The sequence below is a fragment of the Actinoplanes awajinensis subsp. mycoplanecinus genome, from assembly GCF_001509495.1.
Lineage (GTDB): Bacteria > Actinomycetota > Actinomycetes > Mycobacteriales > Micromonosporaceae > Actinoplanes > Actinoplanes palleronii.
In genome coordinates this window covers 55824-81793 of record NZ_LLZH01000234.1, presented here as the reverse complement: position 1 = coordinate 81793, position 25970 = coordinate 55824, and the positions used below count along the sequence as shown (strand labels likewise).

Sequence of the window (25970 nt, the reverse complement as noted above, 5' to 3'; positions counted from 1 at the left end):
CTGTCTCGTGAGGTGAGAAGAGGAAGACCGATCGGGCGACGTGCGCGACTCATCAGCGCCTGGAGTCAGGTCCGGGCCGGACACGTCGGCGCACGGAGGGCAAACACGTGATCGGCGGCCGGACCGGGTGAGCACAGACCCGCAACCGCCCGAGGGTGGCACTGCGTCCCGGACAGCCGCCGATCGTCGTGCCATGACCGCAGCGCCCGTCGCGAAGCCCGTACGGGTACATCGCATCGTCTGCGGTGTCACGCTCTGCGGGCGGCGTCGTGGGAGGTTGCCGGTCTGGACCATGCGACCATCGTGCAACCTTCACACCATGTGAATGTCAACTCTGAGCGACGAGTGGTCACTCACAGCCCGTCAACCTTGACATGACTGTAACGTTGGTGAGGAGGTGATCATGTTGCCGAGGAGGTGGTCATGAAGATCGGTGAACTGGCGAAACGCACCGAGGTTCCGACGCGCATGCTGCGCTACTACGAAGAGCAAGGGCTCATCACGCCGCGGCGGCAGCAGAACGGCTACCGAGAGTACGACGAATACCTGGTCGATCGCGTGAAGAAGATCCGCGGCCTGCTCGACTCCGGCATCCCCACCCGCATCATCGGCGACATGCTGCCGTGCCTCAACCAGCCCCAGGAGATCGTCGTCGCCGATCCCGACCCTGAGCTACGCGAGATGCTCGTGCGTGAACGCGACCGGATGACCGAGCGCATCGCCCTGCTGGAGCACCACTGCCACGCCCTGACGAAGTACATCGCCGCCATGGACCGATCCCTCGCCGCCACGACCGAGATCCGCCTACCGCAATGAACCTCGACCTTAGGACGACCGCAATGACCTTGCTCGATCTCAACCCGGACCAGCTGCTCTCCACCACGCGGGCGGTCCGCAAACGACTCGACTTCACCCGGCCGGTGCCCGACGACGCCATCCGCGAATGCGTGGCGATGGCCCTGCAGGCCCCATCCGGATCGAACATCGTGACCATGCGGTTCGTCGTGATCCGCGACGAGGCGAAACGCCGCGCGGTCGGCGAGGTCTACCGCGAGGTGTACGCCGGCTACAAGACTTCACCGTATTACGCCGGTAAGCCCACCGGTGACGACGCCCGCGACGCCGTACAGCAACGGGTGGCCGGCTCCGCCGACTACCTGGGCGAGCACCTGGGCGACGCACCGGTACTGGTCCTGGCCTGCAACGAAGGACCGAACCGGGAGTCGGCGGTCGGCGGCATGAGCAACGTCATCCCGGCCACCTGGAGCTTCATGCTCGCCGCCCGAGCCCGAGCACTGGGCACCGCGTGGACGTCGATGCACCTCGCCCGCGAACGCGACGTGGCCGACATCCTGGGACTCGACTACGAAACAGTCGCGCAAGCCGTGCTCACACCGGTCGCGTACACGAAGGGCACGGATTTTCAGCCGGCCGGGCGACCCGCCCCGGACGAGGTCATCCGCTGGGTCTGAGGCCTGTCTCGTAGGCAATCATCTGGCCGGCCTCGCGGCACGCGCACACGTCGGCGGCTTGCACGCCAGGAGCTGAGCAGACCGGACGGGGCAGGCGCTATCGGCTCGCCGAGCCACCGGCTACTGCTCGTCCACCGCGTCCGGGTCACGCCGCGCCCGGCAGGTGCGCCCGCGCAGGTCGGGCAGGGTGGACGTGTAGTGACCGTGGACCCGGATGTGGTGACGCACATACGGCGAGAGCCGGGCGACGTCGGCGTCCAGCACCGGATAACCCTGCCCGCGCAGCCCGGCCAGAACCAGGTCGAGGTAGACGGTGTTCCACAAGGTGATGCAGTTCAGCACGAGCCCGAGCGCGCCGTACTGGTCCTCCATGCCGTCGTGGTAGGCGCGGTGCAGTTCGCCGCGGCGGCCGTGGAACACCTGCCGGGTCTTGAAGATGCGCCCGTAGCCGGCCATCGCCGGCCGACAGCAGAACCAGCGTGTAGCACGAGGACCCGATCTCCCTGAGGATCTAGTCGGGCTGGCCGGAGTGTCCACCGACGCCCAGGAACCGGCTCGCCAGATCGACAAGGCTTGCGGCAAGTTTGGTGATGGAGTCAGGACCGGCCGGTGGCTACTGCGCCGCCTACTCGGGCGTAGCGTTCGGCGATGTCTTCCGGCACCGGGGATCGCATGAGCACCAGTTCGTAGAAGATCGGCGCGCTGGAAGCGATCAGAACAGTTCGTGCGTCGATGTCTTCAACGGCCTCACCCCGGCGGACTGCTCGTTCGACGGCGACGGCAGCGCGGGCGTAGCGGTTCTCCCAGAATGACCGGAGCGCGTGGGCTGCGGCCGGTGAACGGAACGACGCCGCGACGAGTGCCCGGGTGATTGATGGTTCCTCCGTCAAGGCGGCGACGATCTGGCGGTTGATGGCGACCAGGTCGTCCAGTAACGAGCCGGTGTCCGGCGGTTCCCACGGGTGTTCACGGGCGGCATCGAGGGAGTCCGCGAGAAGGCCGCCGGTGTCACGCCAGCGGCGGTAGACGGTGGTGCGATGGACTCCCGAGCGCGCCGCGACGGCGTCCATGGTCACAGCGTCGTAGCCGCCCTCGAGCAGCAGTGACGCGACGGCGTCGAGTACTCGTTCGCGCGTACGGGCGGTTCGGCCACCGGGCCGGGTTTCTCCGGGAACCGCGGAAGGGACTTGCGCATCCGACATCATGTGCCTAATGCTACATCTGTAGTCTTTAGGGAGGGGAGCTGATGTCACCGCTTCGAACAGCACGGTGCCGTGAGGTAGTCCTGCCGCCGGGTTGGGCACCGTACGCCGTGGCGGGGGACGCCGCCGGGGACCTGTGGATGACGATGGTGACTCCGCCGGGACTCGCGCGGTTCAGTCCTGCCGACGCCTCGGGCGGCGGCGAGACAGCCTCCGCGTTGCGGCACGAGTTCCTGCCGCGCCGCGACGGTCATCCGATGCTGCTGACCGTCGCCTCTGACGGCGCGCTCTGGTGCACCAGCACCGATGGTCGGCTGAGCCGCCGCGACGCCTCCGGCGACCACACGACGATCAACCTGGCCGCCGGATCAGCGCCCTACGGCATCGCCGCCGCGCCTGACGGCGGAGTCTGGTTCACCGCACCGGGGACCAACCAGATCGGCAGGGTGGTCACCGCATCGGGCGACGTGACCATACGTGACCTGCCGGTTCCCGACGCGCGGCCGGCCATGGTCACCGTCGACGCCGGAGGTCGGCCGTGGGTTGCACTCAACGCCGCCAGCGCACTCGCGTATGTGGACGGCGGTGTGGTGCAAATAGTCGAACTGCCCCGTGGCCGGGCTCCTGCCGCACCGGTCGGCATCGCCGCCTCCGCGACGGGGATCTGGTACGCGGACATCGCTGGAGGCTGTGTCGGTCGTGTCGATCCGTCCGGCTCGGTAGAGAAGATCAGCTTCGCTGACGCCGGATGCCGGCCACACGCCGTCGCGCCCGACCCCGACGGCGGATGCTGGGTCACGCTGTGGGGCTCCGGACAGCTGGCCCGGATCGCCGCCGACGGGGACGTGACCCTTCATCAGTTGCCCGGGCGAGAGCCGCATGGGCTGTGGGTCGAGGACGGTCTGGTGTGGGTGGCGATGGAGAGCGGTTCCCTGGTCGCGGTCGAGAAAGGCGAGAGTGCGTGAGGGAGGAAATCCTTTTCGAGGTCGACGGTGGCACGGTGGCCGCCCTGGATCACGGCGAAGGCCCACGACAGAAGAGATCGCGGCCACGACCACCGCACCACCGGACGCGCCGGTCTACCCCAGCATCGACGTCTACGACCGGATCACCTGCCCGATGACCATCGTGCTGGCCCGCCACGGCTTTTACGCGGACCGGCGGGACGAAGTCACCACCATCGTGCAGACCACACCTCAGCGGCGCCTCGTGGAGATCACATCCGGGCACAACATCGTCAGGACACACCCCCCAGAACTGACAGCTGCTCTCACGGCCATGACGGCCTGAACGCGTGACAACGGCCCTGCTCCCGGTTCCGGCCACGTCATCGATCGCGACCGTCCGTGCAGCCGCGGGTCAGGACACCAGGAGGCGGCCGGCGGCGAGCTGGTCCGCGGCCGCGGCCGGGGTGATGCCGGTGCCGGCGGCGGTGTCCAGCAGGCCGGTCAGGGTGGCGCCGATCGCGGCGACCCGCTGGGCGGCCTGCTCCGGGGTCTCGTGCAGCAGTTCGCGGGCGGTGGCGTGGATCAGGCCGCCGGCGCTGACCGCGATGTCCGGCGCCCACAGGATGCCGCGCTCGTGCAGCAGCCCGGCGGTGGCGGGCACGTCGAGCTGGTTGTTGGCCGGGCCGGCGATCGCGGCGCAGCGCAGCGTGGGCACCGTGGCCGCGGTCAGCAGCCCGCCGAGCGCCGCCGGGATCAGCACGTCGACGTCCGCGGTGAGGCAGTCCTGCGGGCTGACCCAGGTCGCGCCGTACCGGGTGGCCAGGTCGCGGCGGCCGGGGTCGACGTCGGCGGCGATCACGCGGGCGCCGGCGAGCATCCGCAGCACGTGCGCGCCGACGCGGCCCAGGCCCAGGACGGCGACACTGCGCGCGGACAGGTCGTCGCCGCCGAAGCGGTGGGCGCAGACCGCGCGCAGGGCGGCGAGCACCCCGGTCGCGGTGTGCAGTGACGAGTCGCCGCTGCCGCCGGCCGACTCCGGGCGGCAGAACACGTAGTCGGTGCGTTCGCCGATCACCGCCATGTCGTCCGGGCCGGTGCCGACGTCCGGGCCGGTCGCGTACGCGCCGTGCAGGGAGGCGATCAGGTCACCGATGTCCTGCAACAGGTCGCGGCGGGCGGTGGTGCTCATATCGTACGAAAGAGGAAGTGACACCACGGTCTTCCCGCCGCCGAGCGGCAACCCCGCGATGGCGCACTTGCCGGACATCGCCTGCGAGAGCCGCAGCGCGTCGGTGACCCCGTCGCGCCAGTGCGGGTAGGCGGCGATCCGGCAGCCGCCCGCGGCCCGGCCCCGCGCGGTCGAGTGGATCGCGACGGTGATCGGCAGCCGGCTGCGGCGGCCGCGCTGGGTGACGACGTGTTCGTGGTTCATCGGAAGGCCCCTGTCGTTCGCACGCTGTGATGCGCCGACGGTAGCCATCCGACCGGTCGTGATCGCCCGATTCCGTACGACGTTCGGCGGGTGCGCGATAATACCGGTCGTGGACGAACTTGATTCGGCGATCGTGGCCCAGCTGCAGGCGGATGCACGGCAGACCAACCGGGACCTGGCCCGTGCGGTCGGGATCGCGCCGTCGACGTGCCTGGAACGGGTCCGGTCGCTGCGCGAGCGCGGGGTGATCACCGGGTTTCACGCCGAGGTCGCGCTGGGCGCGCTCCACCGCGGGGTGCAGGCGTTGCTGCACGTGCAGGTCCGGCCGCTGAGCCGGACGGTGATCGAGAGCTTCAAGGCGTACGCGATGACCCTGCCCGAGGTGCTGTCGGTGTTCGTGGTGGCCGGCGGCGACGACTTCCTGGTGCACGTCGCGGTCCCGGACGTCGACGGGCTGCACGGCTTCCTGATGGACAAGTTCACCGGCCGCCGCGAGATCATCGGGTTCCGCAGCTCGGTGATCTACGAACACGTCCGCAAGCCGGTGATCGAGGCACTCGACCTGTGAGGCGGCCGGGCCGGAACGGTCCTCGCGGTGAGGTCGGTTGACGCGGGCGGCCGTCAGAAGGCCGGATAACGGCCCGCACGGCCAGCCGGGGTCGTCGGGCTGGCTCTGACGGCCCGTATCGAGGGCCCATAACGGCCCGCAGGACCAGCCGGGGTTGTCGGGCTGGTCCTGACGGCCCGTATCGAGGGCCCATAACGGCCCGCACGGCCAGCTCGGTCCGGTCGGCTGGTGCTCAGGGCCCTTGACGCGGCATCGAGACGACCGTGCGGACCGGCCGGCCCGTGACGCGCGCCGCCGGCGGTCACGGGCCGCGGAACATCGCGGAGACCCCGGCGTACCGTGTGCGCGGAGCGCCCACAGAACCCGGACCGGCCACCTGCCACGCGCGGGAGGTTCACGTGGCCGGGCTGGTGCCTTCGGCGGTGGCCCCGCGCTGGGCGGTATCGGACAGGACGGTGAGCAGCTCGGTGTAGCGGGCCTCGGCGGCCGTGGCCCGGGCCTCCGCGGCCGCGGTGGCGACCCGGGCGTCGTGCAGGTGGCCGGTGAGCGCGGTGTTCTCCGCCCGCAGCGCGGCGGCGACCGCGGCCTGGTCCTTCTCCCGCCCGGTGGCCGCCTGGCGTAGTTCGGTCAGGTCGGCGAGCCGCTGCTGCTGGTCCTCGATCCGCTGGGTCAGCAGGCGGTGGGCGGTCTCGGCGGCGTGCACCCGGTGCTGCAACTGGGCGATTTCGGTCGCGGCCGCCGCGGCCTGCTCGCGCACCAGGCCGGCGTCGGCCACAGCGTCGCGGGCACGACGCTCGGCGGCCCGCTGGTGGTCCTCCGCGGCCTGCTGGCGGGCCGCGGCCTCGCCGTGCTCGCGTTCCACCGCGGCCAGCCGGTCGGTGGCGGCGGCGATCCGGGCCTCGGCGTCGGTGCGGGTCTCGGCCATCCGCAGCTGGGTCGCGCGGGTCTCGGCCTGCGCGGCGCCGGCCGCCGCGGTGGCGCGGGTCTCGGCGTGGCGGGCGGCCTGCGCGGCGCGGTCGGCGTCGGCGGCCCGGTCGAGGGCCTCGGCCATCTGGCGTTCGGCCTCGCCGACGCGGGTCAGCGCACCGGTACGGACCTCGCCGACCGCGGTCAGCACCGCGCTGAGCTGCGCGGCGAGCGGGCCCGCGACCGCCAGGAGCCGGTCGGTGGTGACGGTGTACTCCTCGAGCGGGGCGTCGAGGCCGGCGGCGCGGACCCCGTCGCGGTCGGCGGCGGCCATCTGCTTGCAGGTCTTGCCGCCGGGCCACGATCGGGTCACGGGCGCACAGTACTCCGGCGGGCGGCCCTTGCCGTCGTAAGCCAGTTCGTTGCCGCACGGCGCATATCCGCACCGCCGGAGGGCCGGTGCCGGATCGCGGCCGTCGGCGAGGCGGGCAGGCCGGCGCACGCTGCCGGTGAGGTCGGTGGGCCCGGGTGGCACGTCGGTCATGACCGGAACCTACAGTTTTGTTTCGACGTTACAAGTAACTGTTCCGGCGTTTCGATAACTCAGAAGTGGCCCGGTGTAGGGGCGTAAGATAATGACCGTTATCCTACAAACATGACTGGAACCGAGCCGCCGTCCGACGTCGCCGTCGCGCAGCCGGGCCTGCGTGCCGGGCTGCCCGAGCTGCCGGCCCCGGCGCTGAACCGGCTCGACGTGCTGACCGCGAGGTGGCTGGCCCGGCAACGGTCCGCGCACACCCGCACCGCCTACCGGCGCGACCTGTGGCAGTGGGCCGACTGGTGCGCGGCCGTGCGGCTGCACCCGCTGACCGCCCGGGCCGCCGACCTCGACGCGTGGATCATCGAGCAGCGCGCCACCGGCGCCCGCGGCCGGCCCGCCGCGGAGTCCACCATCGCCCGCCGGCTGTCCGCGGTCGCGTCCTGGTACGACTACCTGATCGACAACACCGCCGCCGACCCGGAGCCCCTGGCGGTCTACAACCCGGCGCGGACCGCGGCCCGCCCGCGCATCGACCCGGACGACAGCAGCACCGTCGGCCTCGACCGCGCCGAGGCCGACCGGCTGCTGCAGGCCGCCCAGCACGAGTCGGTGACCAGCCAGGCGCTGATCGCGTTGCTGCTGCTCACCGGGGCGCGGGTGGGTTCGGCGATCGACGCGCGCGTCGAGGACCTCGGCACCGACCGCGGTCACCGGGTCCTCGACGTCACCGTCAAGGGCGGCCGGCGCCGCCGGCTGCCGCTGCCGCCGCCGCTGGCCTACGCGCTCGACCGGATGCTGGCCGGGCGCGGCAGCCCGCCGGCCGGACCGCTGTTTCTGACCCCGTCCGGGATCGGCATCTACGAGCTGTACGTCTACCGGCTGATCCGCCGGCTGGCCCGCCGCGCCGGGATCGCCGCCGCGGACACGATCAGCCCGCACTCGCTGCGGCACACCGCGATCACCGAGGTCCTCGACGCCACCGACGGCGACCTGCGCCGCGCCCAGGACTTCGCCGGGCACGCCGACCCGCGGACCACCCGCCGCTACGACCGGCGGCGCAACCAGCTCGACAACCACGGCGCGTACCTGCTCGCCGGCCGGTTCAGCATGGCCGACGAGCCGGACGACGACTGAGCCGGGCCCGGGTGGGGAAGCCCCCGCCGGGGCCGGCGGGCGGGGTTACCGGAAATCCTGAGAGGATGGCGCCAGCAGAACCGGCCCGGCGCCGCTCAGCCGTACCGCCGGGCGAGCGCGGCGCCGATCGTGGCCAGCTGCTCGCGCACCTGCGGCGGGCCGGTCACCTCCAGCCATTCGACCAGCCCGGCGAGCTCACCGGCGAGCGCGTACGCGTTGTAGCCGCGGATGACCACCTCGACCCGGCCGTCGGCGGTGGACCCGCCCACCTGCAGCCGGCGACCGAGCATCATCCGCAGCAGGTACATCCCGTCGGGCCGGCACAGCGCCTGGGTCTCCAGCGGGGTGCGCCGGCGGTCGACCTCGTCGGCAATCTCGCGCCAGCTCGCGGCGAGGTCGAAGTCCGCGGGCCGGTGCACCGGATCACCGGTCGGGACGGCGGACGCCACCCGGTCGATCCGGAAGGTGCGCCGGCCGGTTTCGGTGTGGGCGACCAGGTACCAGGACGGCCCTTTGGCGACGATGCCCAGCGGATGGACCGTGCGCTCGGTGGCCGCGCCGGTGCCGTCGACGTACCCGAGCCGCACCTGCACGCCGCGTATCACCGCGTCCTGCAGGTCGTCGAGCCAGCGCGGCGCCTGCGGCTCGACCGGCGCCGACCCCCACCGTTGCGGGTCGCTGACCAGCGACGACGCTGCCGCCTCGGCCTGCGCCCGGAACGGTTCCGGCAGCGCCCGGACGAGCTTGCGCAGGGCGGCCTTCACCGCCGGTGTCGCCGCCGACGCCGGGCCGGCGACCAGGAACAGCGCGCGGGCCTCACCGGCGGTCAGCCCGGACAGGTCGGTGCGGGCGCCGCCGAGCAGCCGCCAGCCGCCGCCGCGGCCCTGCGTGGCGTAGACCGGCAGCCCGGCCATGGCCAGGGCGTCCAGGTCGCGGCGGGCGGTGCGCTCGGAGACCTCCAGCTCCCGGGCCACCGCGGCGGCGGTCACCTGCTCGCGCCGTTGCAGCATGAGCAGGATGGCCACCAGCCGGTCGGTTCGCATGCCGGCAACATTGTCAGCTAAACCGGTCAGGAGGTGACCGGTTCAGCTCGGCAGGATGGCGTCATGACCTCACCGGTACTGTCCGATCCCGCCGATTTTCCCGAGCCCACCCTGATCGCCGTCAACGGCGTGCAACTGGAGGTCTTCGAAGCCGGCCGGCACCACGGCGGCACACCCGTCGTGCTCTGCCACGGCTGGCCGGAGCACGCGTTCTCCTGGCGCCACCAGATGTCCGCCCTCGCCGCCGCGGGCCATCACGTCATCGCCCCGAACCAGCGCGGCTACGGCAACTCGTCGCGGCCGGGCGACGTGACCGCGTACGACATCGCCCACCTGACCGGTGACCTGGTCGCGCTGCTCGATCACTACGGGTACGACGACGCCACCTTCGTCGGGCACGACTGGGGTGCCATGGTCGTCTGGGGACTGGCCCTGCTGCACCCGCAGCGGGTGAACGCGGTGATCAACCTGAGCCTGCCGTACCAGGAGCGCGGGGAGCGGCCCTGGATCGAGGTGATGGAGCAGTTCCTCGGCGGCGACTTCTACTTCGTGCACTTCAACCGGCAGCCGGGGGTCGCGGACGCCGTGCTGGACGCCAACACGTCCCGGTTCCTGCGCAACCTGTACCGGACGAACCTGCCGCCGAGCGCGCCGGAACCGGGCATGGCGATGATCAATCTGGCGACCGCGGAGACCCCGCGGGGCGAGCCGCTGATGAGCGACGGTGACCTGGCCGTCTTCGTCGACGCGTTCACGACGTCGGGGTTCACCGGCGGCATCAACTGGTACCGGAACCTGGACCGCAACTGGCACCTGCTGGCCGACGTGGACCCGATCATCCGCCGGCCCACGCTCATGATCTACGGCGAGCGGGACACCATCCAGCAGTCGGCGAACCTGGCGGCGTTCGTGCCCGGGGTGGAGGTGGCCACCCTGGACTGCGGGCACTGGATCCAGCAGGAGAAGCCGGCGGAGACCACCCAGCTGATCCTGAAGTGGCTGGACCAGCGCAACGCCACGTAGCCGCACCCGCCCGGCCGATATTCGCTGGCCGCCACCTCGCCGACCCGGCAGAGTCGGCGAGGTGGCGGCGGTGCGCAGATTCCGGGGTACGGACGCCGGGGTGCTGTGGGCGCTGAACGCGCTGCCGAACACCGGACACCGGTGGCGGCGCCGAGATCCTGCGGGTCCGGGTGCATCCGGCGACCCGGCGGCGCGGGATCGGGCGGGCGCTGATGGCCGGGCTCGAGCAGCGCGCGGCAGGCAGCGTGCTCCGGACGGCGCACCTGGACACGGCGACCAACCAGCCCGCGGCCATGGCGTTCTACCAGGACCTGGGCTACCGCGAGACCGGCCGGGAACGACAGCCCGGCTGGACGTGGACGCTGGTCTACTACACCAAGCCCCCGACATGACATCATTGTTGTCATGTCGGGGGAGCGGGGTGCGGCGCGCGGGGCACGGATCTACGAGGTGCTGCGGCTGACCCGGCCGCTGGTGCTGAACTCGGCCCGGGTGGTCGAGGCGGCGCTCAAACCCGACGGGGTCAGCGTCGGGATGCGCGCGGTGCTGGAGATCCTCGCCGAGTGCGGGCCGCTGACCGTGCCCGCCGTCGCCGACCGCCTCGATCTGGCCCGGCAGGGGATCCAGCGGCACGTCGACGACCTGGCGCGGCTCGGGTACGTCGAGACACGGGCGAACCCGGCGCACCGCCGGTCGGTGCTGGTCCACCTCACCGGCGGCGGGCAGGCGCTGTTCACCCGGGTCCGGCAGGCCGAGCTGGCCCGGCTGGCGACCATGGCGCCCGACTGCAGCGCCGAGGAGATCACCGCGGCGCTCACGGTGCTGCAGGCGCTGCACCGCGACGTCCAGCAGCGCGTGAAGGACGACCAGCGCGCGCCGGCGGAAACCGACCAGCGGGAGGGACCCCGCTGATGCGTACCGACACCGAGATCTACGACCTGACCACCGAGAACCGGCTGATGATCGCCGGCCTGCTGGAGGGGCTCGACGACACGCAGTGGCAGGCCGCGACGCTCTGCGCCGGGTGGACCGTGCACCATATGGCCGCCCACCTGGTCCAGCCGATGCTGATCGGCTTCGGACGGTTCTTCCTGACCGCGATCCGCTACCGCGGGGACACCGACCGGACCGTCGACCACGTCACCCGCCGGATCGCCCGCCGTGACCGGGCCGACCTGATCGGGCTGCTGCGGGCGCACGCCGGCGACCGGGTGAACCCGGCCCGGGTCGGGCCGATCGGCCCGTTCGCCGAGACGTGTGTGCACCTGCGCGACATCGCCCGCCCGCTCGGCCTGACCGCCGACGTGCCGGCCGCGCACTGGCGGATCCTGCTCGACTACCTGACCGGCCCGCACCCGGCGCCGGGCCTGGTCGCCCCGGGCCGGGTGTCCGGGGTCCGCTGGCAGGCCACCGACATCGACTGGTCCGCCGGCGTCGGCCCCCTGGTCACCGGCACCGCCGAGGCGCTCGGCATGGTCCTCACCGGCCGCACCGCGGCGCTGGCCGACCTGACCGGCCCGGTCCCACCACTGCCCGGTCCCGCCGCCGCCCGGAACCGGCGGAGCGCAGGACACGGCTGAGCCGCGATCAGGTCCCCGGATCGATGCCCCTGGCTTCGTTCGCGAGTTTCGGCTCCACCTTGCCGGCACCGCCAGCCGAGATGTCCGTGAGAACCGGCACCGCAGGTGGATCTCCACCGCCGACCGTCTGTACAGGACCACGAAGCGCCTAGCGCGCTGGGTGTGCTGAGTGGGCGGCTCCGTCAGGCGATCAAGCGGTCAGCGGTCAGCGTGCGGGGGGTGCCTGCGAGCAGGCTGCGCAGCCTGGCCGCCGGCAGCGGGGCGGCGCCCGGGTCGGCGGCGGGCGGCTGAGGGGCGGTGCCGGAGCGCAGGGCTGCCACGAACTGTTCCCAAGCGGCCCGCATCGCGTCGGGGTCTGCGCAGTACGGCAGGGTGTAGGGGTCGGTCTCGGGTTCGAACCGCCAGCTTTCGGCCAGGGGTCCCACGTCGACGGTGTCGAACCCGAGCCGGCTGATCAGCTCGGCGGCACTGGACTTGGCCCGCGGGTCGTCGCCGGCGATGGGTAGCGCGGTGCGGTCGGCCGCGCCGGCGGGGCGCGCCAGGGCGGAGATGTGGGATGCGCTGAGATTGTTGAAGGCCTTGACGAGGTGCGCGCCGGGCAGCTGCTGCTGGACGTATTCACTGGTGGTGAGCTCACCCGCGTCGAGGGCGGGGACATGGCCGTCGCGTGTCGCGTAGTAGTTGCCCGTGTCGAGCACCACCTTGCCCGCCAGTTCAGCCGCGGGCAGCTGCTGGTACGCGGCGAGCGGGAGGATGCTCACCACGACCCAGTCGCCGGCTCGGGCGGCTTCCTCGGGGGTCGCGGCACGGGCCCGCGGGCCGAGTTCCGCAATTGTCCCGGTGAGGGTTTCCGGGCCGCGGGAGTTGGCCAGGACGACGTCGATACCCGCGTCGATGGCCCGCTGAGCGATTCTGGTGCCGATGGCGCCGGCGCCGATGATGCCGAGTGTTGACATGGAAGGGTGTCTCCTCATCTCGCGGACGGAGTTGTCCGCCGGTGGAACGCCAGCCGGGTCGGGAAGCCGCGGGCACCGGCCCGATCAAGCGGAGCAGATGCTCCGCAACAAGCTATCAGCAAGCGGAGCACTTGCTCCTATCGCGGAAGTCACAAGCGGAACAAGCGCTCCGCAACCTGCGTCCTGTCGTACCCTCGACACCATGACGCTGGACGAACCCGCCGTCCCCGTGCCCAGGCGCGGCCGCCGCGCCGACGCCGAGCGCAACCGAGCCGCGATCATCGAGGCGGCCGGTGCGGTGTTCGCCGAATGCGGCGGGGGCGTCGACGTCCGGGAGATCGCCCGGCGCAGCGGCGTGGGCATGGGCACGCTCTACCGCCATTTCCCGACCAAGGACGAGCTGCTCGCTACCGTCCTGGAACAGCAGTTCAACGCGTGGCTCACCGACGCCCACGAGCAGGCCGTGGCCACCGACGACCCCTGGCAGGCGCTGGCCGGTTTCTTCGAACAGCTGCTCGACAACTACGCCGACAACCGCGCCGTCGTCGAGAGCTACGCCGCCACCGGCGGACCCAGCGAATCCTGCATCCAGCGCTGCTACTCCCTCATCGACCAGGTACGCATCCGCTGCGTGGACGCCGGCGTTCTGCGCCCCGGTGTCACCACCGAAGATCTGTTCCTGCTCAGCGGCTCCCTGAGCCAGTCCATCCTGACCACCGCCGACAGCCACCCGGGTCGGTGGCGCCGCCTGCTGCGCATCTCCCTCGACGGCCTCAGCAGCCGTAACACCGAACCCCTACCTGACCCCGGCGCGGGCGCGGACATGTCAGCAACGACTGACCGCGTCCGGTCGGAGACGCACCAGCCACCCCGCTGACAATCACGGGCGGCCGAATTGGCGATGGCGAGAGGTGGTCCGGCTCGCCATCGGATCCGAGGCAGATTGCAGGATCGCCGAGAGTCGCGGTGCAGGCGGCGCGGCGTGATTTTCGAGGTCAACAGTCGAAGCGCTCAGCACTGGTCTTTCCGGATGCGTCACCTCACCCGGCAGTGCGCTGTCGCTCGCTGAGCGCCTCACCGACGCCCGCCCCGACCGCTGGGTCAACCACGCTGTAGCCGGCGAGTAATACATGGACCATGTCCGAAGCCGGCGAGATGTTGCCCAGGCGGCGACGTAGCCACCACGGTCAATCATTGCGGTGCAGGGGAACCCGGCGGTGGTGAACAGGGTGAACCGACCGGCGATCTGCCGGCCGCGTGTACCGGCGAACAAGCCCCGCCGGTCCCGCGGATCTGCTACGTGCCCCTCGCGCGTACTTGAGAAGAAATTCGCAGTGCAACCAAGCGGCAACCGAGAGTGCCCATTTCCTGCACCCGTCACCGCGAAAAGTTCCCCCTGCAACCGACATTCCGGGGGGAACCGAGATGACCGTGACCACGCTGAACACCGACAAGTCCGTCACCCGCGCGCAGGAGCAGATGATCCGCGACAACATGGCGCTGGTCGGTCACATGGTCCGCGAGATGCTGTTCAAGGTTCCGCCGCACGTGCACCGTGACGACCTGGCCTCGGCCGGCTACGCCGCGCTGGTCACCGCCGCCCGCGCGTTCGACGCCGAGCGCGGCATCCCGTTCGGCCGGTTCGCCGCCGTCCGGGTCCGCGGCGCCCTGCTCGACGAGCTGCGCAGCATGGACTGGGCGAGCCGGTCGGTGCGGGCCCGGGCCCGGCGCGCCGACGTCGCCCGCGAGGAGCTGACCCGCCAGCTGGGCCGCACCCCGACCGCCGAAGAGCTCGCCGAGCTGCTCGGTGTCGCGGTCGGCGAGCTGTCCAGCGTCGACGACGACGTGCAGCGCGCCTCGGTGCTGTCGCTGCAGGGCTTCGCGACCGGCGCCGCCGACGACATGGTCACCGAGAACGCGATGAACCCGGAGGAGATGCTGCTGCACCGCGAGCGGCTCGGCTACCTGCACGACGCGGTCACCGTGCTGCCCGAGCGCCTGCGGTTCGTCGTCGAGGCGTCGTTCCTGCAGGAACGCCCGCTCGCCGAGGTCGCCGCCGAGCTGGCCGTCACCGAGTCGCGGGTCTCGCAGCTGCGCACCGAGGCCCTGGCGCTGCTGCGCGACGGCCTGACCACCCACATGGAGCAGGTCGCCGCACCGACCGCCAAGGACGGCTGTGTCACCCGCCGCCGCGCCGCCTACGCCGCGCAGATCGCCGCCCGCAGCACCATGTCGACCCGGCTGAGCGTCACCGACGCCCAGGGCATGCGCCTGGCCGCGGCCGCATGATCCACCGTACGGCGGGGCCGACCCGGCCCCGCTCTCAGTCCTCGACCGGCACCTGGCCCTTCACGTCGTCGTAGCCGCGCTCGGCGGGCGGCTCACCCGGCGCGTAGATCACCCGGATCACCCCGGTCGGGAACACCTCGGTCGCGGTGACCCTCAGGTGGTACGGGCTGTCCCCGTCGTCGAACAGCCGCCGCCCCTTGCGGGCCGCCACCGGGTGCACCAGCAGCCGCAGCTCGTCGACCAGCCCGGCGGCCAGCAGTTGCTGCACCACCGAGATCGAGCCCGGGATCAGGATCCCGGTGACGCCGGTGTCCGCCTTGAGCGCCGTCACGGCCTCGGTGAGCTCCCCGTCAAGCCGTTCCGAGTTGCGCCAGGTGAACGCCTGCTCCTGCCGGGTCACCACGACCTTGCGCAGGTCGCCGAGCTGCTTGGCGAACCCCGCGTCGTCACCGCCGGCCGCCTCCCGCTCCGGCCACGCCCCGGCGAAACTGTCGTAGGTCGAACGCCCGATCAGCAGCACGTCGGCGGTGTCGTAGTCCTCGCCGACCGCGCGCCCCATGTTCTCGTCGAAATACCGGAAGTGCCAGTCCGGGTCGATCTCGGCGACCCCGTCCGCCGCGATGAACAGCGTCGATATCACTTTCGCCACCACACGTCTCCTTCGGCTCGGATGTGTTCGCCGCTCCATTCTGACCCGGCCTCAGACCGGGAACCGCGCCATCAGGTGGTCCCGCCACGCACCGACCGCCAGAGGCCGGCAGCCTGCTCGGCGGCGCGGTGCTGCACCGCCTGGCCAGCCGCCGTCAGCGGCTCGCGAGCGCCGCGCCGAGCCGCCGCAACCCCGCCACGATCTGATCCGGCGCCGTCGAGGTGAACGACAGCCGCAACGTCGCCCGATCCGGCGCACCGGCGAAAAACGGCGCCCCCGGCACGAACGCCACGTCATGCTCCAGCGCCACCGGCAGCAACTGCGCGGTGTCCACCCCGCCGGGCAGCCGCACCCACACGAACATCCCGCCGTCCGGATCACTCCACGTCGCCCCGTCCGGCACCACCTGCGGCAGCATCGCCACCATCGTGTCGCGGCGCTCCCGGTACGCCCCGCACAACATCCGCACGTGCCCGTCCAGGTCGGCCGACGCCAGATATTCCGCCGCGGCCGCCTGATCGACCGTCGAGGTGTGCAGGTCAGCGGCCTGCTTCGCCACCACCAGCGCCGCCCGCAGCTCCCGCGGCGCCCGCACCCAGCCCAGCCGCAACCCCGGCGCCCCGACCTTCGACAGACTCCCGAGATACACCACCGCTTCGTCGTACGACGCGAGCGCGCTCAGCCCCTGCCCGCGATACCGCAGCTCCCCATACGGATCGTCCTCGACCACGACCACCCCGTACCGTCGGGCCAGCTCGACGAGCGCGGCCCGCCGCTGCGCCCCGAGGGTCCGCCCGGTCGGGTTCGCGAACGTCGGCACCAGGTACAGCAGCACCGGCCGCTCGCGCGCGAACACCGCCGCCAGCTCCCCGGGATCCACCCCGGCCCCCACCGGCACCACCCGAGCCCCCGCCATCCCGAAACACTGCAGCGCCGCCAGATACGTCGGCTCCTCCACCACGACCACGGCCCCCGGATCCAGCAGCGCCGCCGCCACCAACGTCAGCCCTTGCTGCGACCCGGTCGTCACCAGCAGATCCTCCGCGCCGGTGGCCAGCCCTCGCCGGCTCAACCGCTCCGCCACGAGCCCCCGCAACCCCGGATTCCCCTCGGTAGGCGCATATTGCAGATACCGCCGCGCCGCAGACCCCGACAGCACGGTGTCGAAAGCCGCCCGCCACCCGTCCACATCAAAGAGTTCCGGCGCCGGCAAACCCCCGGCAAACGAGATCACCTCCGGCCGCTCGATCAGCGCGAGCAGATCACGCACGGGGGAGCTGACAACCTCAGCAAGACGACGACTGACCATCACAGAGTCCATTCGCGGGGGAGAGGAAACACCACAGCCCACGAACCCGAACGGTCATGCCATCAGCACGTGCGGCACAGAAAGCACCTGGTCAAGGCGCCCCAGCAGCCTAACCCCGCCCCACCGGAGGATTGGCCCCACAATTGGTCCGCCCCACAACCCACCTCACCCGTCGCTGCCCAGGCCGGATCCCACGGAGGCCGAACCGCCCCCACCGCGCAAACCAACTTGCCCCCAGCAACCCCTACCAGGCACAGTGACCCAAATGCCCGCCCATCTCAAAGCCACCTCCCTGGGACAAGCCCACGACGGCGACCTGCTCTTCGACGGCTTCGACCTGGTCCTGCAGGACGGCGACCGGATCGGCGTGGTAGGCCCCAACGGCGCCGGCAAAACCACCCTGCTGCGCGTCCTCGCCGGTGAACTCACCCCCACCCACGGCGCGGTCACCCGCAGCCCCGGCGCCCAGATCTCCTACGTCACCCAGCAGGTCCCCGACCCGCACGGCACCGTCGGTGACTTCCTCACCGAAGGACTCGGTGACCTCGCCGACGTCACCGCCACCATGCGCGCCCTGGAAACCCGGCTCGCCGCCGGCGACGACGTGCTCGACGAGTTCGCCGACGTCCAGGAACGCTGGACCGCCCTGGAAGGCTGGACCGCCGAGACCCGGCTGACCGAAATCCGCCAGCGCCTCGACATCGACCACCTCGACGACAACCTCCCGCTGGCCACCGTCTCCGGCGGCGAACAAGCCCGGCTGATGCTCGCCCGCGCCCTGCTCGCCGGCCCCGACCTGCTGCTGCTCGACGAACCCACCAACCACCTCGACGCCGACGGCGCCGCCTGGCTGCGCGACTGGCTCCAGGACTTCCCCGGCGGCGTGCTCACCGTCAGTCACGACCGCGCGTTCCTCGACGCCGTCGTCACCCGGATCATCGAACTCGACGGCATCGACGAACAACCCCAGGACTATCCCGGCGCCGGCTACACCGCCTACCGCGACGAGAAACAACGCCGCTGGCAGCGCCTGCTGCTCGACTTCGAAGCACAGGAGAAGGACCGGATCCGCTGGGAAGCCGACATCGAACGCACCATGGGATTCGCCCACGGCGTCGAGAACGCCGACCGCTCCAGCGCCACCGCCCCGCACCTGCGCCGCGTCGCCCGCCTGGTCGCCCGCAAAGCCAAGGTCCGCGAACGCCGCCTGCGCCGGCAGATGGCCTCGGTCCGGTGGATCGCCGAACCCCGCCGCCGCCCGCCACTGACCCTGGCGTTCCCCGCCGACACCGGCGACCCCGGCGAGATCGTCCTGAAGGTCCGCGACCTCAGCATCGCCTTCGCCGGCCGCACCCTGCTGGACCGCATCGACCTCGACGTCACCCGCGCCGACCGGATCCTGATCACCGGCCGCAACGGCTCCGGCAAGACCACCCTGCTGCGCGCCATCGCCGAGGCCCACCCCGACGTCGCCGTGCTCCCGCAGACCACCGACCACCTGCGCACCGACACCACCGTCATGGACTACTTCCGCGCCGAAGTCCCGGTCTACGTCGACGACGCCGAACGCCTGCTCACCGGCCACCAGTTCGAACCCGAACAGTGGACCTCCCGGCTGCGCGACCTGTCCGCCGGAGAACTACGCCGGCTGCTGCTCGCCGTCCTGGTCAACAGCCCCGCCCGGATCCTGCTGCTCGACGAACCCACCAACTTCCTCGACTTCGCCGCCCTCGACGTCATCGAAGAAGCCCTGCGCCGCTACAAAGGCACCCTGCTGACCGTCAGCCACGACCGGTACTTCGCCGGCGCCGTCGGACACACCCGCACCTGGCATGTCGCCGACCGCGCGGTGATCGAAAGCTGAGAGCATGGGGCGCATGTCGCTGCTGCCCCACATCTCCGCCTCCGCACACCAGTTCACCGAGGCCTGGCTGGAGAACCGGCGGCTGTCCGACCACACCCGCGACGCGTACCGCCGCGACGTCACCACCTGGCTCGACTGGTGCGCCGGCCGCGGCCTCGACCCGCGCGCCGCCACCTTCCTCGACGTCAACGCGTACGCCCGCGGCCTGGAAGCGCGCCCGATGGCCGCCGCCACCGTCGCCCGCAAACTCTCCGGCCTGTCCAGCTGGTACTCCTTCCTGCTCAAACTCGGCGCCGTCGCCACCAACCCGGTCGGCGGCGCCGACCGGCCCTACGTCGACCGCGACCACTCCGCCACCGTCGGGCTCACCGGCGAAGAAGTCGACGCGCTGCTCGCCGCCGCCGACCGCCAGACCGGCCCGGCCGCGATCCGGCACCGCGCCGTACTCACCCTGCTCGCCGACCTCGGCCTGCGCGTCAGCGAACTCGTCAGCCTCGACCTGAGCGACCTCGGCTGGGAACGCGGCCACCGCACCGTCCGGTTCATCGGCAAAGGCGGCCGCCCCCGCCGCCGCGTGCTCACCCCCGGCGCCGCCCTCGCCCTCGACGAATACCTGCGCGTGCGCGGACCGGGGGAGGGACCCGTGTTCGCCACCACCACCGGCGCCCGCCTCGACCGGCACGCCGTCTTCCGCCTGGTCCGCCGGCTCGCCGCCGACGCCGGCATCCCCGGCGCCGAGAAGATGTCCCCGCACTCCCTGCGCCACGCGTTCGCCACCACCGCCCGCGCCGAAGGCGTACCCCTCGAAGACGTCCAGGACGCCATGGGCCACGCCGACCCACGCACCACCCGCCGCTACGACCGTGACCGCCACAACCTGGACCGTGACCCCGCGTACACCATCGCCGCCGCCCGGGACCGCCGTCGCTCGGCGTGATCGGCACCCCTATGCTCGGGACCGGCCAGGCACAGTTCAACAGGGCGGGATCAGGTTTTGAATATCTTCGAAGCGGTGTTGCTGGGCGCGGTGGAGGGCGTCACCGAGTTCCTCCCGGTGTCCAGTACCGGTCACCTGACCATCCTGGAGAAACTGCTCGGTTACCAGATCGACGACCCGGACATCACCGCGTTCACCGTCATCATCCAGTCCGGCGCAGTCGTCGCCACCATCATCTTCCTGCTGAAGGACATCCTGCGGATCGTCCCGGCGTTCCTCGGCGGCCTGGTCAGCAAACCCAAGCGCGACAACCCCGACTACCGCTTCGGCTGGGCCGTCATCCTCGGCTCCATCCCCATCGTGATCATCGCGCTGCTGTTCAAGGACACCATCGAGACCACCCTGCGCAGCCTCTGGTTCGTCGCCGGCGCCCTGCTCGTCTGGTCCGGCGTGATGGCCTTCGCCGACCACGCCGCCACCCAGGTCCGCCACGAGGACGACGTCACCTGGAAAGACACCCTGATCATCGGGTTCGTCCAGTGCATGGCCCTGATCCCCGGCATCTCCCGCTCCGGCGCCACCATGTCCGCCGGCCTGCTGCGCGACTTCGACCGGGTGACCGTCACCAAACTGTCGTTCTTCCTGTCCATCCCGGCCCTGCTCGGCGCATCCCTGCTGCAGGGCTACCAGGAATACGACCGGATCGCCGGCGGCGTCGGCTGGGTCAACACCCTGGTCGCCACCGCAGTCAGCTTCGTCGTCGCCTACTTCTCGGTGAACTGGCTGCTCAAGTTCGTCGCCAAACACTCCTACAGCGTGTTCATCTTCTACCGCCTCGCCCTCGGCTCCCTGCTGATGCTGCTGCTCGCCACCGGCACCATCACCGCCCAGTAGCATCCCGGCGCAGAAAAGCGCTCGCACCGAACGGTGCGAGCGCTTTGTCGTTCACCGGGCCTACACGCCCGGCGAACCCGCCTCGCCCAACTCCGCCAGCCGCGCCTCGATCTCGGCCAGCTCGGCCCGCAACCGCTGCGCCTGCGACTCCGCCTCGGTCCGCTCCGCGGACAGGATCTGCTCCACCGCCTCCTGCACCCCCGGCACGTCGATCAGCTGCACCATCTTCAGCGCCTCCGCCGGACGAATCACATACGGCTTCGCCAGCGCCTTCACGCCCTGCGTCGCCCCCACCGTCCACTCACCCTCGCCATAGGCCAGCGTGACCGTCAGCGACGGTGCCGGTTTCGTCTTCACCGGACGAGCCACCTTCCGGGGGGCCGGAGCCGGAGCCACGTCCTGCACTTCGTTGTCCACCGCGTCCTCATTCTTACGCTGCGCCGGCGCCGGCTTCGGCCGCTCGATCGGCTTGTCGATCAGAAACTCCGGCCCGGACAGCACCGGCACCGGTGCGGGCTCGGGCGCCGGCGCCTTCTTCGGCAACGGCCCCTTCGGCGCGATCCGCAGGTCACTGGGGGAGAAGGGCAGCTCATCACGCCCGAACTTCACCACCACCCACTCATCGGACACCGCCGGGTCCTCCAACCCGATCACCTGCCCGATCTGCCCCGCGATCTGCCCCGCCGACTCGGTGAACTGCACCTTGGGCTTGCGCCCCGCCGCCAGAGCATCCCGGAACCCGTCCAACTCCTCCGTGGATAACCCACGGGCCTCCACGTTCGCCGCCACCATCGAACCCACTTTCGTACGCCTGTATGAGAGGGACTCTTTCTACCAGCCCCCACCGACAACAACCCCCACGCCTCGCCGACCAGCCACATCGACACCAACGAAGATCATCACCGTAGGGGATCGGCGACGATCCCCGCCCCGGCGGCCTCCCCGCGCCCCATCACCCAGCTGCCGGGAATGCGTCACGAAGCGTGACCGCCCCTGCAGGCGGTGTTAATTTCGCGGCACCGAGAGCCAACCAGGGGAGGGGCACGTGTACACCAAACTGGCCCAGGGCATCCTCAAAACCCTGCCGCAGACCGAAGCGGAGCTGCGCCAGGAAGCACTGGCACCCGCCGACAAAGAGCTACGCGACCGCCTCACCAAGGTCAAGACACTCGCCGACCTGCTCGACGCGCTACGGTCACTGGAACTCGTGATCGCGGCCCGCACCGCCCTCACACTGTCGCAATACGCCTGGACCGTGCCGCTGATGAAACAAGACGACCACAGCGCCGAGGTCCGCCGGCAGGCGACAGTGCTCTACACCGCCTACCGCACCGTGGCCGCGAAGATCGCACCCGTGCTGGCCGCCGGACTGCCCGCAGCGCCCGGCGACCCGGCGGAACTGCTCACCGCCAAGGCCCACTTCGGCACGATCACCGGCCGGATCACCGTCGACACCGGCCAGGACCTGCCCGGCACGGCCGACTACCTGCACGTGATCCACCAGATGCTGCTGCTCTGCCTCGCCGTCACCACCCGTGGCCCGCACGGCCGCCGGCTGCTCGCCGAACTGGCCGCCAGCCCGCAAGCGGCGATCACCATCGACCAGCGGTACAAATTCCGCCCGTCGAGCCTGCTGGCCTACGGCCCGGACAACCCCGCCGGTCCCCAGTGCGCGACACCGGCCGCCCCGCTCACCGGGGCCGTACCCCTGCCGGACCGGGGCGTCGGCTCGCACAGCTACCTCGGCGCCCCAGTCTGGCTCGACGGCAAAATCGGCAGCAAGGAGGCCGGGGCGCTGCTGTTCACCCAGCACCTGCCGATCGAGCAGGCACACCAGCGGATCCTGCTCGGCAGCCTGTCCTTCAGCGAGAACAAGTACGCGTTCTACACACCACTGCGGATCGAGCTCCTGCACGAATTGCTGCACGTGCTGCACAACGCGCAGGGCGCCAACCGGATCGCCGTCGTGCTGACCGGCGGGCTGACCACCGAGGTGTGGACCGACGCCGAGGAGTACGCCACGATCGCCGGCGGCGACCTCACCGAGAACATGCTCGGCGCGGAGATCGGCCTGCCGGACCGCTACGGGCACGGCGGCCTTTCACTGGACTTTCTCAGCTCGAAGTCCGAAGCCGCCGTCGACAGCCTGGCCGACCTCAGCCGGATCCCCTGAGCGGGGGAGAAGAGCGTCAACTCCCGGTTGACGGCGTCGGGGAACCTGTCGCTCCGGCGGTATCCGGCAAGATCGCGATATGGCCCGGGAAAGCGGGGCCGCGCCGGCAGGAGCGGACGCGGGGTTACCCGGCAGCGATCACCGCTGCCGAACGCGATCACGGACGACGACCGCGGGCGCCGTCGGCAGGTCCGTCGCCACCGCGGCACGCGGAAACTGTCGACAACGCACGAACTGCCTTGATGACGCCCACGCCGCCGGAGGCATTATCAAGGCGCTCCCCACCCTGAAATCCCTGGTCGATAATCTATATTATGTCAACTAGCGACCGGAGAGGGGTCGTGCGGGAGCGCGGCGAACACGTGTCAGACCCATCCCGGCGCCAGGCGGCAGCCTTCCCTCCAGGTTTTCCTTCGGTACGACCACAGCACGCACCGGCGCGCAGTCCCGCGACGCGCACACGTCCGGCCCGCGCAACAGGCGTCGCGAACAGCGCGCCAGCTGCCAGCATCCACAGCCCGGCGACGAGTTCCCACGCGTTTCAGCCCCCACAAGCCGGCAAAAGCCGCGCGCCGGCCTCCGCAAGGCCCCGCCCTCCCCGTCCCGGAGCCCGGCTGGCCCCCAGGGGTGCCTCGCAGCGCCGGAGGCACCCCTGGGGGCCAGCCGGTCACCCGCCAGCCGACGGTTTCGGGGGCTTCGTGAGGGTCGGTGTTCGTGTTCGGGTGAAGACTGTTCGGGCATTGAGTGGGATGGTAGGGTCCAGACAGGCACGAATGCGGATATATCATGCATAATATCTCTTATGCAGCACGAACCACCCGTCGAGCCGTCCACCGAGCTGACCGAGCTCGTCGCCGAGTTCCTCGCCGCCCGCGCCACGCGTAAGCCGTCCGCGCACACGCTCTCGGCGTACAAAAGAGATCTTTCCCTGGTGGTGCAGCTGGCGGTGCCCGCGCCCGCCTCCCCGGCCGACCTCTCCCCTCGCGTGCTGCGTGCCGCGTTCGCGCGGTTCGCCGCGGACCGCGCCCCCGCTTCCGTGGCGCGGGCCTGGTCGTCGTGGAACGCGTTCTTCACGTTCCTGGTGACCGAGGGTGTGGTGGCGGGCAATCCGATGTCGGCGGTGGACAAGCCGCGGATGGTGGCGCACTCCCCCAAGCCGTTGCGTGGTGAGGACACGCCGGAGGAGTTGTTGCGGGTGGTGAGCCGGGCCGATGAGCGGCAGCGGGATCCGTGGCCGGAGCGCGACGTGCTGGTGCTGGCGTTCGCGTTGTGTGCCGGGTTGCGGTTGTCGGAGTTGCTGGGTCTGCGGGTGGGTTCGGTGTCGGGGCGTGACGGCGAGCGGCGGGTGGAGGTGGCCGGCAAGGGTGGGCGGCCGCGCACGGTGCCGATCGACGGTGGCCTGGATGCGGTGGTGGAGCGGTATGTGGCGAGTCGCCGGGTGCGGTTCGGCCGGGTGGAGAAGACCGCTCCCCTGCTGGTGGATCGGGTGGGTGCGCCGTTGCAGCGGGGTGGTTTGCAGTATCTGGTGCGGGCGTGTTTCCAGCGGGCCGGGATCGGTGATCGGGTGCCGCGGGGGGCGCAGTTGCACGCGTTGCGGCACACGTTCGCGACGCGGCTGGCGGAGGACGGTGCGAACGCGTCGGAGATCATGCGGTTGCTGGGGCATGCGTCGCTGGCGACGTCGCAGAACTACATCGAGGTGACGGCGGAGCAGCAGCGCGCGGCGATCCAGTCGAATCGTACGAATCGGGTGTTGCGGGAGTTGGGCTGATGGTCGTGCGTCCGGTGGTGCTGGTGGATGTCGACGGGGTGCTGAATGTGCCGGGCGCGCCCGGGTTCGTCGATCATGACGTGTTCGCGGGTGAGGTGCCGGTGCGGCTGAACCCGGTGCACGGGGTGTGGATCGGCGAGCTGGCGCGGGTGTTCGACGTGGTGTGGGCTACCGGGTGGAGTCATGAGGCGAACCGGTTGCTGGCGCCGCTGCTGGGGGTGGGGCCGTTCCCTGTGGTGGAGATGCCTGCGGGGACGTTCGTGCCGGAGGACAAGGTGCCGCGGGTCGCCGCGTATGTCGGTGCGCGGCCGGTGGCGTGGGTGGATGACCAGCTCACGCCGGTGGCGCGCCGGTGGGCGGCGTCGCGGCGCTCCCCCACGTTGCTGGTGCCGGTGGACCCTGCGGTGGGTCTGACGCGGGTGATGGTGGACGAGTTGCTGGCGTGGGCGCGGGCGGTCAGCACGGCCAACTAGGTTGATCGTCATGAAGCTGCGTGAGGACGAGGTCCGGGTGCCGTCGCCGGCGGGCGATATTCGTACGGTGGTGATCGCCCCTGCCGGTGCTGGGGTGTTGCCGGGGGTGGTGCTGTACACCGACATCTTCCAGTTGACCGAGTCGACGTTGCGGACGGCGCGGCGGCTGGCGTCGGACGGGTTCGTGGTGGCGGTGCCGGAGATCTATCCGCATGGTGAGCTGGCCGGGGTGGCGCTGGAGTTCGACGATGCGGGTAAGGCGCGGGGGCTGGAGGGTGCCGGGTCGACGTCGACGGCGCAGTTCGACGCGGATCGGGTGGCGGTGCTGGACTATCTGGAGCAGCGCGCGGACGTGTCGCAGCTGTTGGTGACCGGGTTCTGCATCGGCGGGCATCTGGCGTTCCGGGCGGCGTTCGATGCTCGGGTGGCGGCGACGGTGTGTTTCTATCCGACCGGGTTGCAGACCGGTGGGCTGGGTGGCGACGTCGCGGATTCGTTGTCGCGCGCCGGTGACATTCAGGGCCGGTTGATGGTGGTGTTCGGGTCGCGGGATCCGCATGTGCCGGCGGATGCGCGGTTGCTGGTGGTGGGTGCGCTGTATGCGGCGGGTCTGGATGACGTGGAGTTGCACGTCTATCAGGGTGGGGAGCACGCGTTCATGCGGGATGTGGGTGTCCGGCACGATCCGGTGCTGACCGATCTGGCCCTCGCCGAGGCGGTGTCGTTCTTCCGCGGTCGCTGAGCTTCGCGTGGGGCAGGTGTCCACTTCCGGTCAACCGGTTGCCCGGACGCCACGAGCCGCGCCGG

General features: G+C 71.1%; 27 protein-coding genes and 1 pseudogene. 19 read left to right on the top strand and 9 right to left on the bottom strand.

Annotation, left to right across the window (positions count from 1 at the left end):
- The first annotated feature begins 423 nt into the window (after positions 1–423).
- Both ADL15_RS23260 and ADL15_RS23255 read left to right on the top strand, forming a co-directional pair.
- The gene (locus tag ADL15_RS23260) at positions 424–816 is read left to right on the top strand and encodes a MerR family transcriptional regulator (protein WP_067694932.1); all 393 of its coding nucleotides are present in this window, start codon (positions 424–426) and stop codon (positions 814–816) included.
- A 23-nt stretch (positions 817–839) separates the two neighbouring features.
- Positions 840–1472: a nitroreductase family protein gene (locus ADL15_RS23255; RefSeq protein WP_067694929.1), complete on the top strand. Its 633-nt coding sequence runs from the start codon at positions 840–842 to the stop codon at positions 1470–1472.
- A 120-nt stretch (positions 1473–1592) separates the two neighbouring features.
- Here the strand turns inward: ADL15_RS23255 and ADL15_RS23250 are convergent, their stop codons facing one another.
- Together ADL15_RS23250 and ADL15_RS23245 are read right to left on the bottom strand one after the other, a co-directional pair.
- Positions 1593–1928, bottom strand: coding sequence for a Tn3 family transposase (locus ADL15_RS23250; protein ID WP_067694925.1), 336 nt, complete (start codon positions 1926–1928; stop codon positions 1593–1595).
- A 140-nt stretch (positions 1929–2068) separates the two neighbouring features.
- Entirely contained in the window at positions 2069–2677 is a 609-nt protein-coding gene (locus ADL15_RS23245) for a TetR/AcrR family transcriptional regulator (RefSeq protein ID WP_394326951.1), read from the bottom strand.
- A 41-nt stretch (positions 2678–2718) separates the two neighbouring features.
- On the opposite strand from ADL15_RS23245, the gene ADL15_RS23240 reads away from it, so the two are divergent.
- On the top strand, positions 2719–3639 hold the full coding sequence (locus ADL15_RS23240; RefSeq protein WP_067694922.1) for a Vgb family protein: 921 nt from the start codon (positions 2719–2721) through the stop codon (positions 3637–3639).
- 154 nt (positions 3640–3793) lie between these two features.
- Positions 3794–3964, top strand: coding sequence for a hypothetical protein (locus tag ADL15_RS53180; RefSeq protein WP_157441553.1), 171 nt, complete (start codon positions 3794–3796; stop codon positions 3962–3964).
- A 69-nt stretch (positions 3965–4033) separates the two neighbouring features.
- Here ADL15_RS53180 and ADL15_RS23235 read toward each other — a convergent pair whose 3' ends face one another.
- Positions 4034–5053 carry a Glu/Leu/Phe/Val dehydrogenase family protein gene (locus ADL15_RS23235; RefSeq protein WP_067694919.1) on the bottom strand — a complete coding sequence of 340 codons (1020 nt, stop codon included), beginning with the start codon at positions 5051–5053 and terminating at the stop codon, positions 4034–4036.
- Positions 5054–5162: 109 nt separating this feature from the next.
- On the opposite strand from ADL15_RS23235, the gene ADL15_RS23230 reads away from it, so the two are divergent.
- A complete protein-coding gene (locus ADL15_RS23230) occupies positions 5163–5621 on the top strand; it encodes an Lrp/AsnC family transcriptional regulator (RefSeq protein WP_067694916.1) in 459 nt (152 codons plus the stop codon).
- A 394-nt stretch (positions 5622–6015) separates the two neighbouring features.
- Here the strand turns inward: ADL15_RS23230 and ADL15_RS23225 are convergent, their stop codons facing one another.
- The gene (locus tag ADL15_RS23225) at positions 6016–7071 is read right to left on the bottom strand and encodes a hypothetical protein (RefSeq protein ID WP_067694913.1); all 1056 of its coding nucleotides are present in this window, start codon (positions 7069–7071) and stop codon (positions 6016–6018) included.
- Positions 7072–7182: 111 nt separating this feature from the next.
- On the opposite strand from ADL15_RS23225, the gene ADL15_RS23220 reads away from it, so the two are divergent.
- The gene (locus tag ADL15_RS23220) at positions 7183–8202 is read left to right on the top strand and encodes a tyrosine-type recombinase/integrase (protein ID WP_083971628.1); all 1020 of its coding nucleotides are present in this window, start codon (positions 7183–7185) and stop codon (positions 8200–8202) included.
- A gap of 95 nt (positions 8203–8297) precedes the next feature.
- Here the strand turns inward: ADL15_RS23220 and ADL15_RS23215 are convergent, their stop codons facing one another.
- Positions 8298–9245, bottom strand: coding sequence for a helix-turn-helix transcriptional regulator (locus ADL15_RS23215; protein WP_067694910.1), 948 nt, complete (start codon positions 9243–9245; stop codon positions 8298–8300).
- A gap of 63 nt (positions 9246–9308) precedes the next feature.
- Between ADL15_RS23215 and ADL15_RS23210 the strand changes: the two genes are divergently transcribed.
- From ADL15_RS23210 to ADL15_RS23195, 4 genes and pseudogenes are all read left to right on the top strand, one after another.
- Complete coding sequence (locus tag ADL15_RS23210) at positions 9309–10268, top strand: alpha/beta fold hydrolase (protein ID WP_232344295.1); 960 nt, start codon at positions 9309–9311, stop codon at positions 10266–10268.
- A 146-nt stretch (positions 10269–10414) separates the two neighbouring features.
- A pseudogene (locus ADL15_RS23205) lies at positions 10415–10660 on the top strand (GNAT family N-acetyltransferase); the annotation flags it as partial.
- Between the two features lie 13 nt (positions 10661–10673).
- Complete coding sequence (locus tag ADL15_RS23200; protein ID WP_067694904.1) at positions 10674–11180, top strand: MarR family winged helix-turn-helix transcriptional regulator; 507 nt, start codon at positions 10674–10676, stop codon at positions 11178–11180.
- Positions 11180–11848: a maleylpyruvate isomerase family mycothiol-dependent enzyme gene (locus ADL15_RS23195; RefSeq protein ID WP_067694901.1), complete on the top strand. Its 669-nt coding sequence runs from the start codon at positions 11180–11182 to the stop codon at positions 11846–11848. The genes ADL15_RS23200 and ADL15_RS23195 overlap by 1 nt, the downstream gene beginning before the upstream one ends.
- A gap of 182 nt (positions 11849–12030) precedes the next feature.
- On the opposite strand, the gene ADL15_RS23190 is transcribed toward ADL15_RS23195, so the two are convergent.
- Complete coding sequence (locus ADL15_RS23190) at positions 12031–12822, bottom strand: NADPH-dependent F420 reductase (RefSeq protein ID WP_338025562.1); 792 nt, start codon at positions 12820–12822, stop codon at positions 12031–12033.
- 184 nt (positions 12823–13006) lie between these two features.
- Here ADL15_RS23190 and ADL15_RS23185 point away from each other — a divergent pair, with 184 nt between their 5' ends.
- Both ADL15_RS23185 and ADL15_RS23180 read left to right on the top strand, forming a co-directional pair.
- Positions 13007–13681, top strand: a complete 675-nt coding sequence (locus tag ADL15_RS23185) for a TetR/AcrR family transcriptional regulator (protein WP_083971625.1) — start codon at positions 13007–13009, stop codon at positions 13679–13681.
- A gap of 548 nt (positions 13682–14229) precedes the next feature.
- On the top strand, positions 14230–15093 hold the full coding sequence (locus ADL15_RS23180; protein ID WP_067694895.1) for a sigma-70 family RNA polymerase sigma factor: 864 nt from the start codon (positions 14230–14232) through the stop codon (positions 15091–15093).
- 34 nt (positions 15094–15127) lie between these two features.
- Here ADL15_RS23180 and ADL15_RS23175 read toward each other — a convergent pair whose 3' ends face one another.
- Together ADL15_RS23175 and ADL15_RS23170 are read right to left on the bottom strand one after the other, a co-directional pair.
- Positions 15128–15742 carry a dihydrofolate reductase family protein gene (locus ADL15_RS23175; RefSeq protein WP_067695370.1) on the bottom strand — a complete coding sequence of 205 codons (615 nt, stop codon included), beginning with the start codon at positions 15740–15742 and terminating at the stop codon, positions 15128–15130.
- A gap of 154 nt (positions 15743–15896) precedes the next feature.
- Positions 15897–17012 carry an aminotransferase-like domain-containing protein gene (locus tag ADL15_RS23170; RefSeq protein WP_232344294.1) on the bottom strand — a complete coding sequence of 372 codons (1116 nt, stop codon included), beginning with the start codon at positions 17010–17012 and terminating at the stop codon, positions 15897–15899.
- Positions 17013–17316: 304 nt separating this feature from the next.
- Here ADL15_RS23170 and ADL15_RS23165 point away from each other — a divergent pair, with 304 nt between their 5' ends.
- Genes ADL15_RS23165 through ADL15_RS23155 form a run of 3 tightly spaced genes read left to right on the top strand, consistent with a single transcriptional unit; the run spans position 17317 to position 20746 of the window.
- Complete coding sequence (locus ADL15_RS23165; RefSeq protein WP_067694890.1) at positions 17317–18915, top strand: ABC-F family ATP-binding cassette domain-containing protein; 1599 nt, start codon at positions 17317–17319, stop codon at positions 18913–18915.
- A 4-nt stretch (positions 18916–18919) separates the two neighbouring features.
- Positions 18920–19852: a tyrosine-type recombinase/integrase gene (locus tag ADL15_RS23160; protein WP_067694887.1), complete on the top strand. Its 933-nt coding sequence runs from the start codon at positions 18920–18922 to the stop codon at positions 19850–19852.
- A 57-nt stretch (positions 19853–19909) separates the two neighbouring features.
- The gene (locus ADL15_RS23155; RefSeq protein ID WP_067694884.1) at positions 19910–20746 is read left to right on the top strand and encodes an undecaprenyl-diphosphate phosphatase; all 837 of its coding nucleotides are present in this window, start codon (positions 19910–19912) and stop codon (positions 20744–20746) included.
- Positions 20747–20806: 60 nt separating this feature from the next.
- Here ADL15_RS23155 and ADL15_RS23150 read toward each other — a convergent pair whose 3' ends face one another.
- A complete protein-coding gene (locus tag ADL15_RS23150; RefSeq protein WP_067694880.1) occupies positions 20807–21538 on the bottom strand; it encodes a hypothetical protein in 732 nt (243 codons plus the stop codon).
- A gap of 253 nt (positions 21539–21791) precedes the next feature.
- On the opposite strand from ADL15_RS23150, the gene ADL15_RS23145 reads away from it, so the two are divergent.
- The 4 genes from ADL15_RS23145 to ADL15_RS23130 all read left to right on the top strand — a co-directional run bounded on the left by ADL15_RS23145 (position 21792) and on the right by ADL15_RS23130 (position 25905).
- Positions 21792–22919 (top strand): hypothetical protein, encoded by a 1128-nt coding sequence (locus ADL15_RS23145; protein ID WP_067694875.1) that lies wholly within the window; start codon positions 21792–21794, stop codon positions 22917–22919.
- An 802-nt stretch (positions 22920–23721) separates the two neighbouring features.
- Positions 23722–24690: a tyrosine-type recombinase/integrase gene (locus ADL15_RS23140; protein WP_083971623.1), complete on the top strand. Its 969-nt coding sequence runs from the start codon at positions 23722–23724 to the stop codon at positions 24688–24690.
- On the top strand, positions 24690–25163 hold the full coding sequence (locus ADL15_RS23135) for a hypothetical protein (RefSeq protein WP_067694870.1): 474 nt from the start codon (positions 24690–24692) through the stop codon (positions 25161–25163). The genes ADL15_RS23140 and ADL15_RS23135 overlap by 1 nt, the downstream gene beginning before the upstream one ends.
- Before the next feature lie 10 nt (positions 25164–25173).
- A complete protein-coding gene (locus tag ADL15_RS23130; RefSeq protein ID WP_067694868.1) occupies positions 25174–25905 on the top strand; it encodes a dienelactone hydrolase family protein in 732 nt (243 codons plus the stop codon).
- Positions 25906–25970 lie beyond the last annotated feature (65 nt).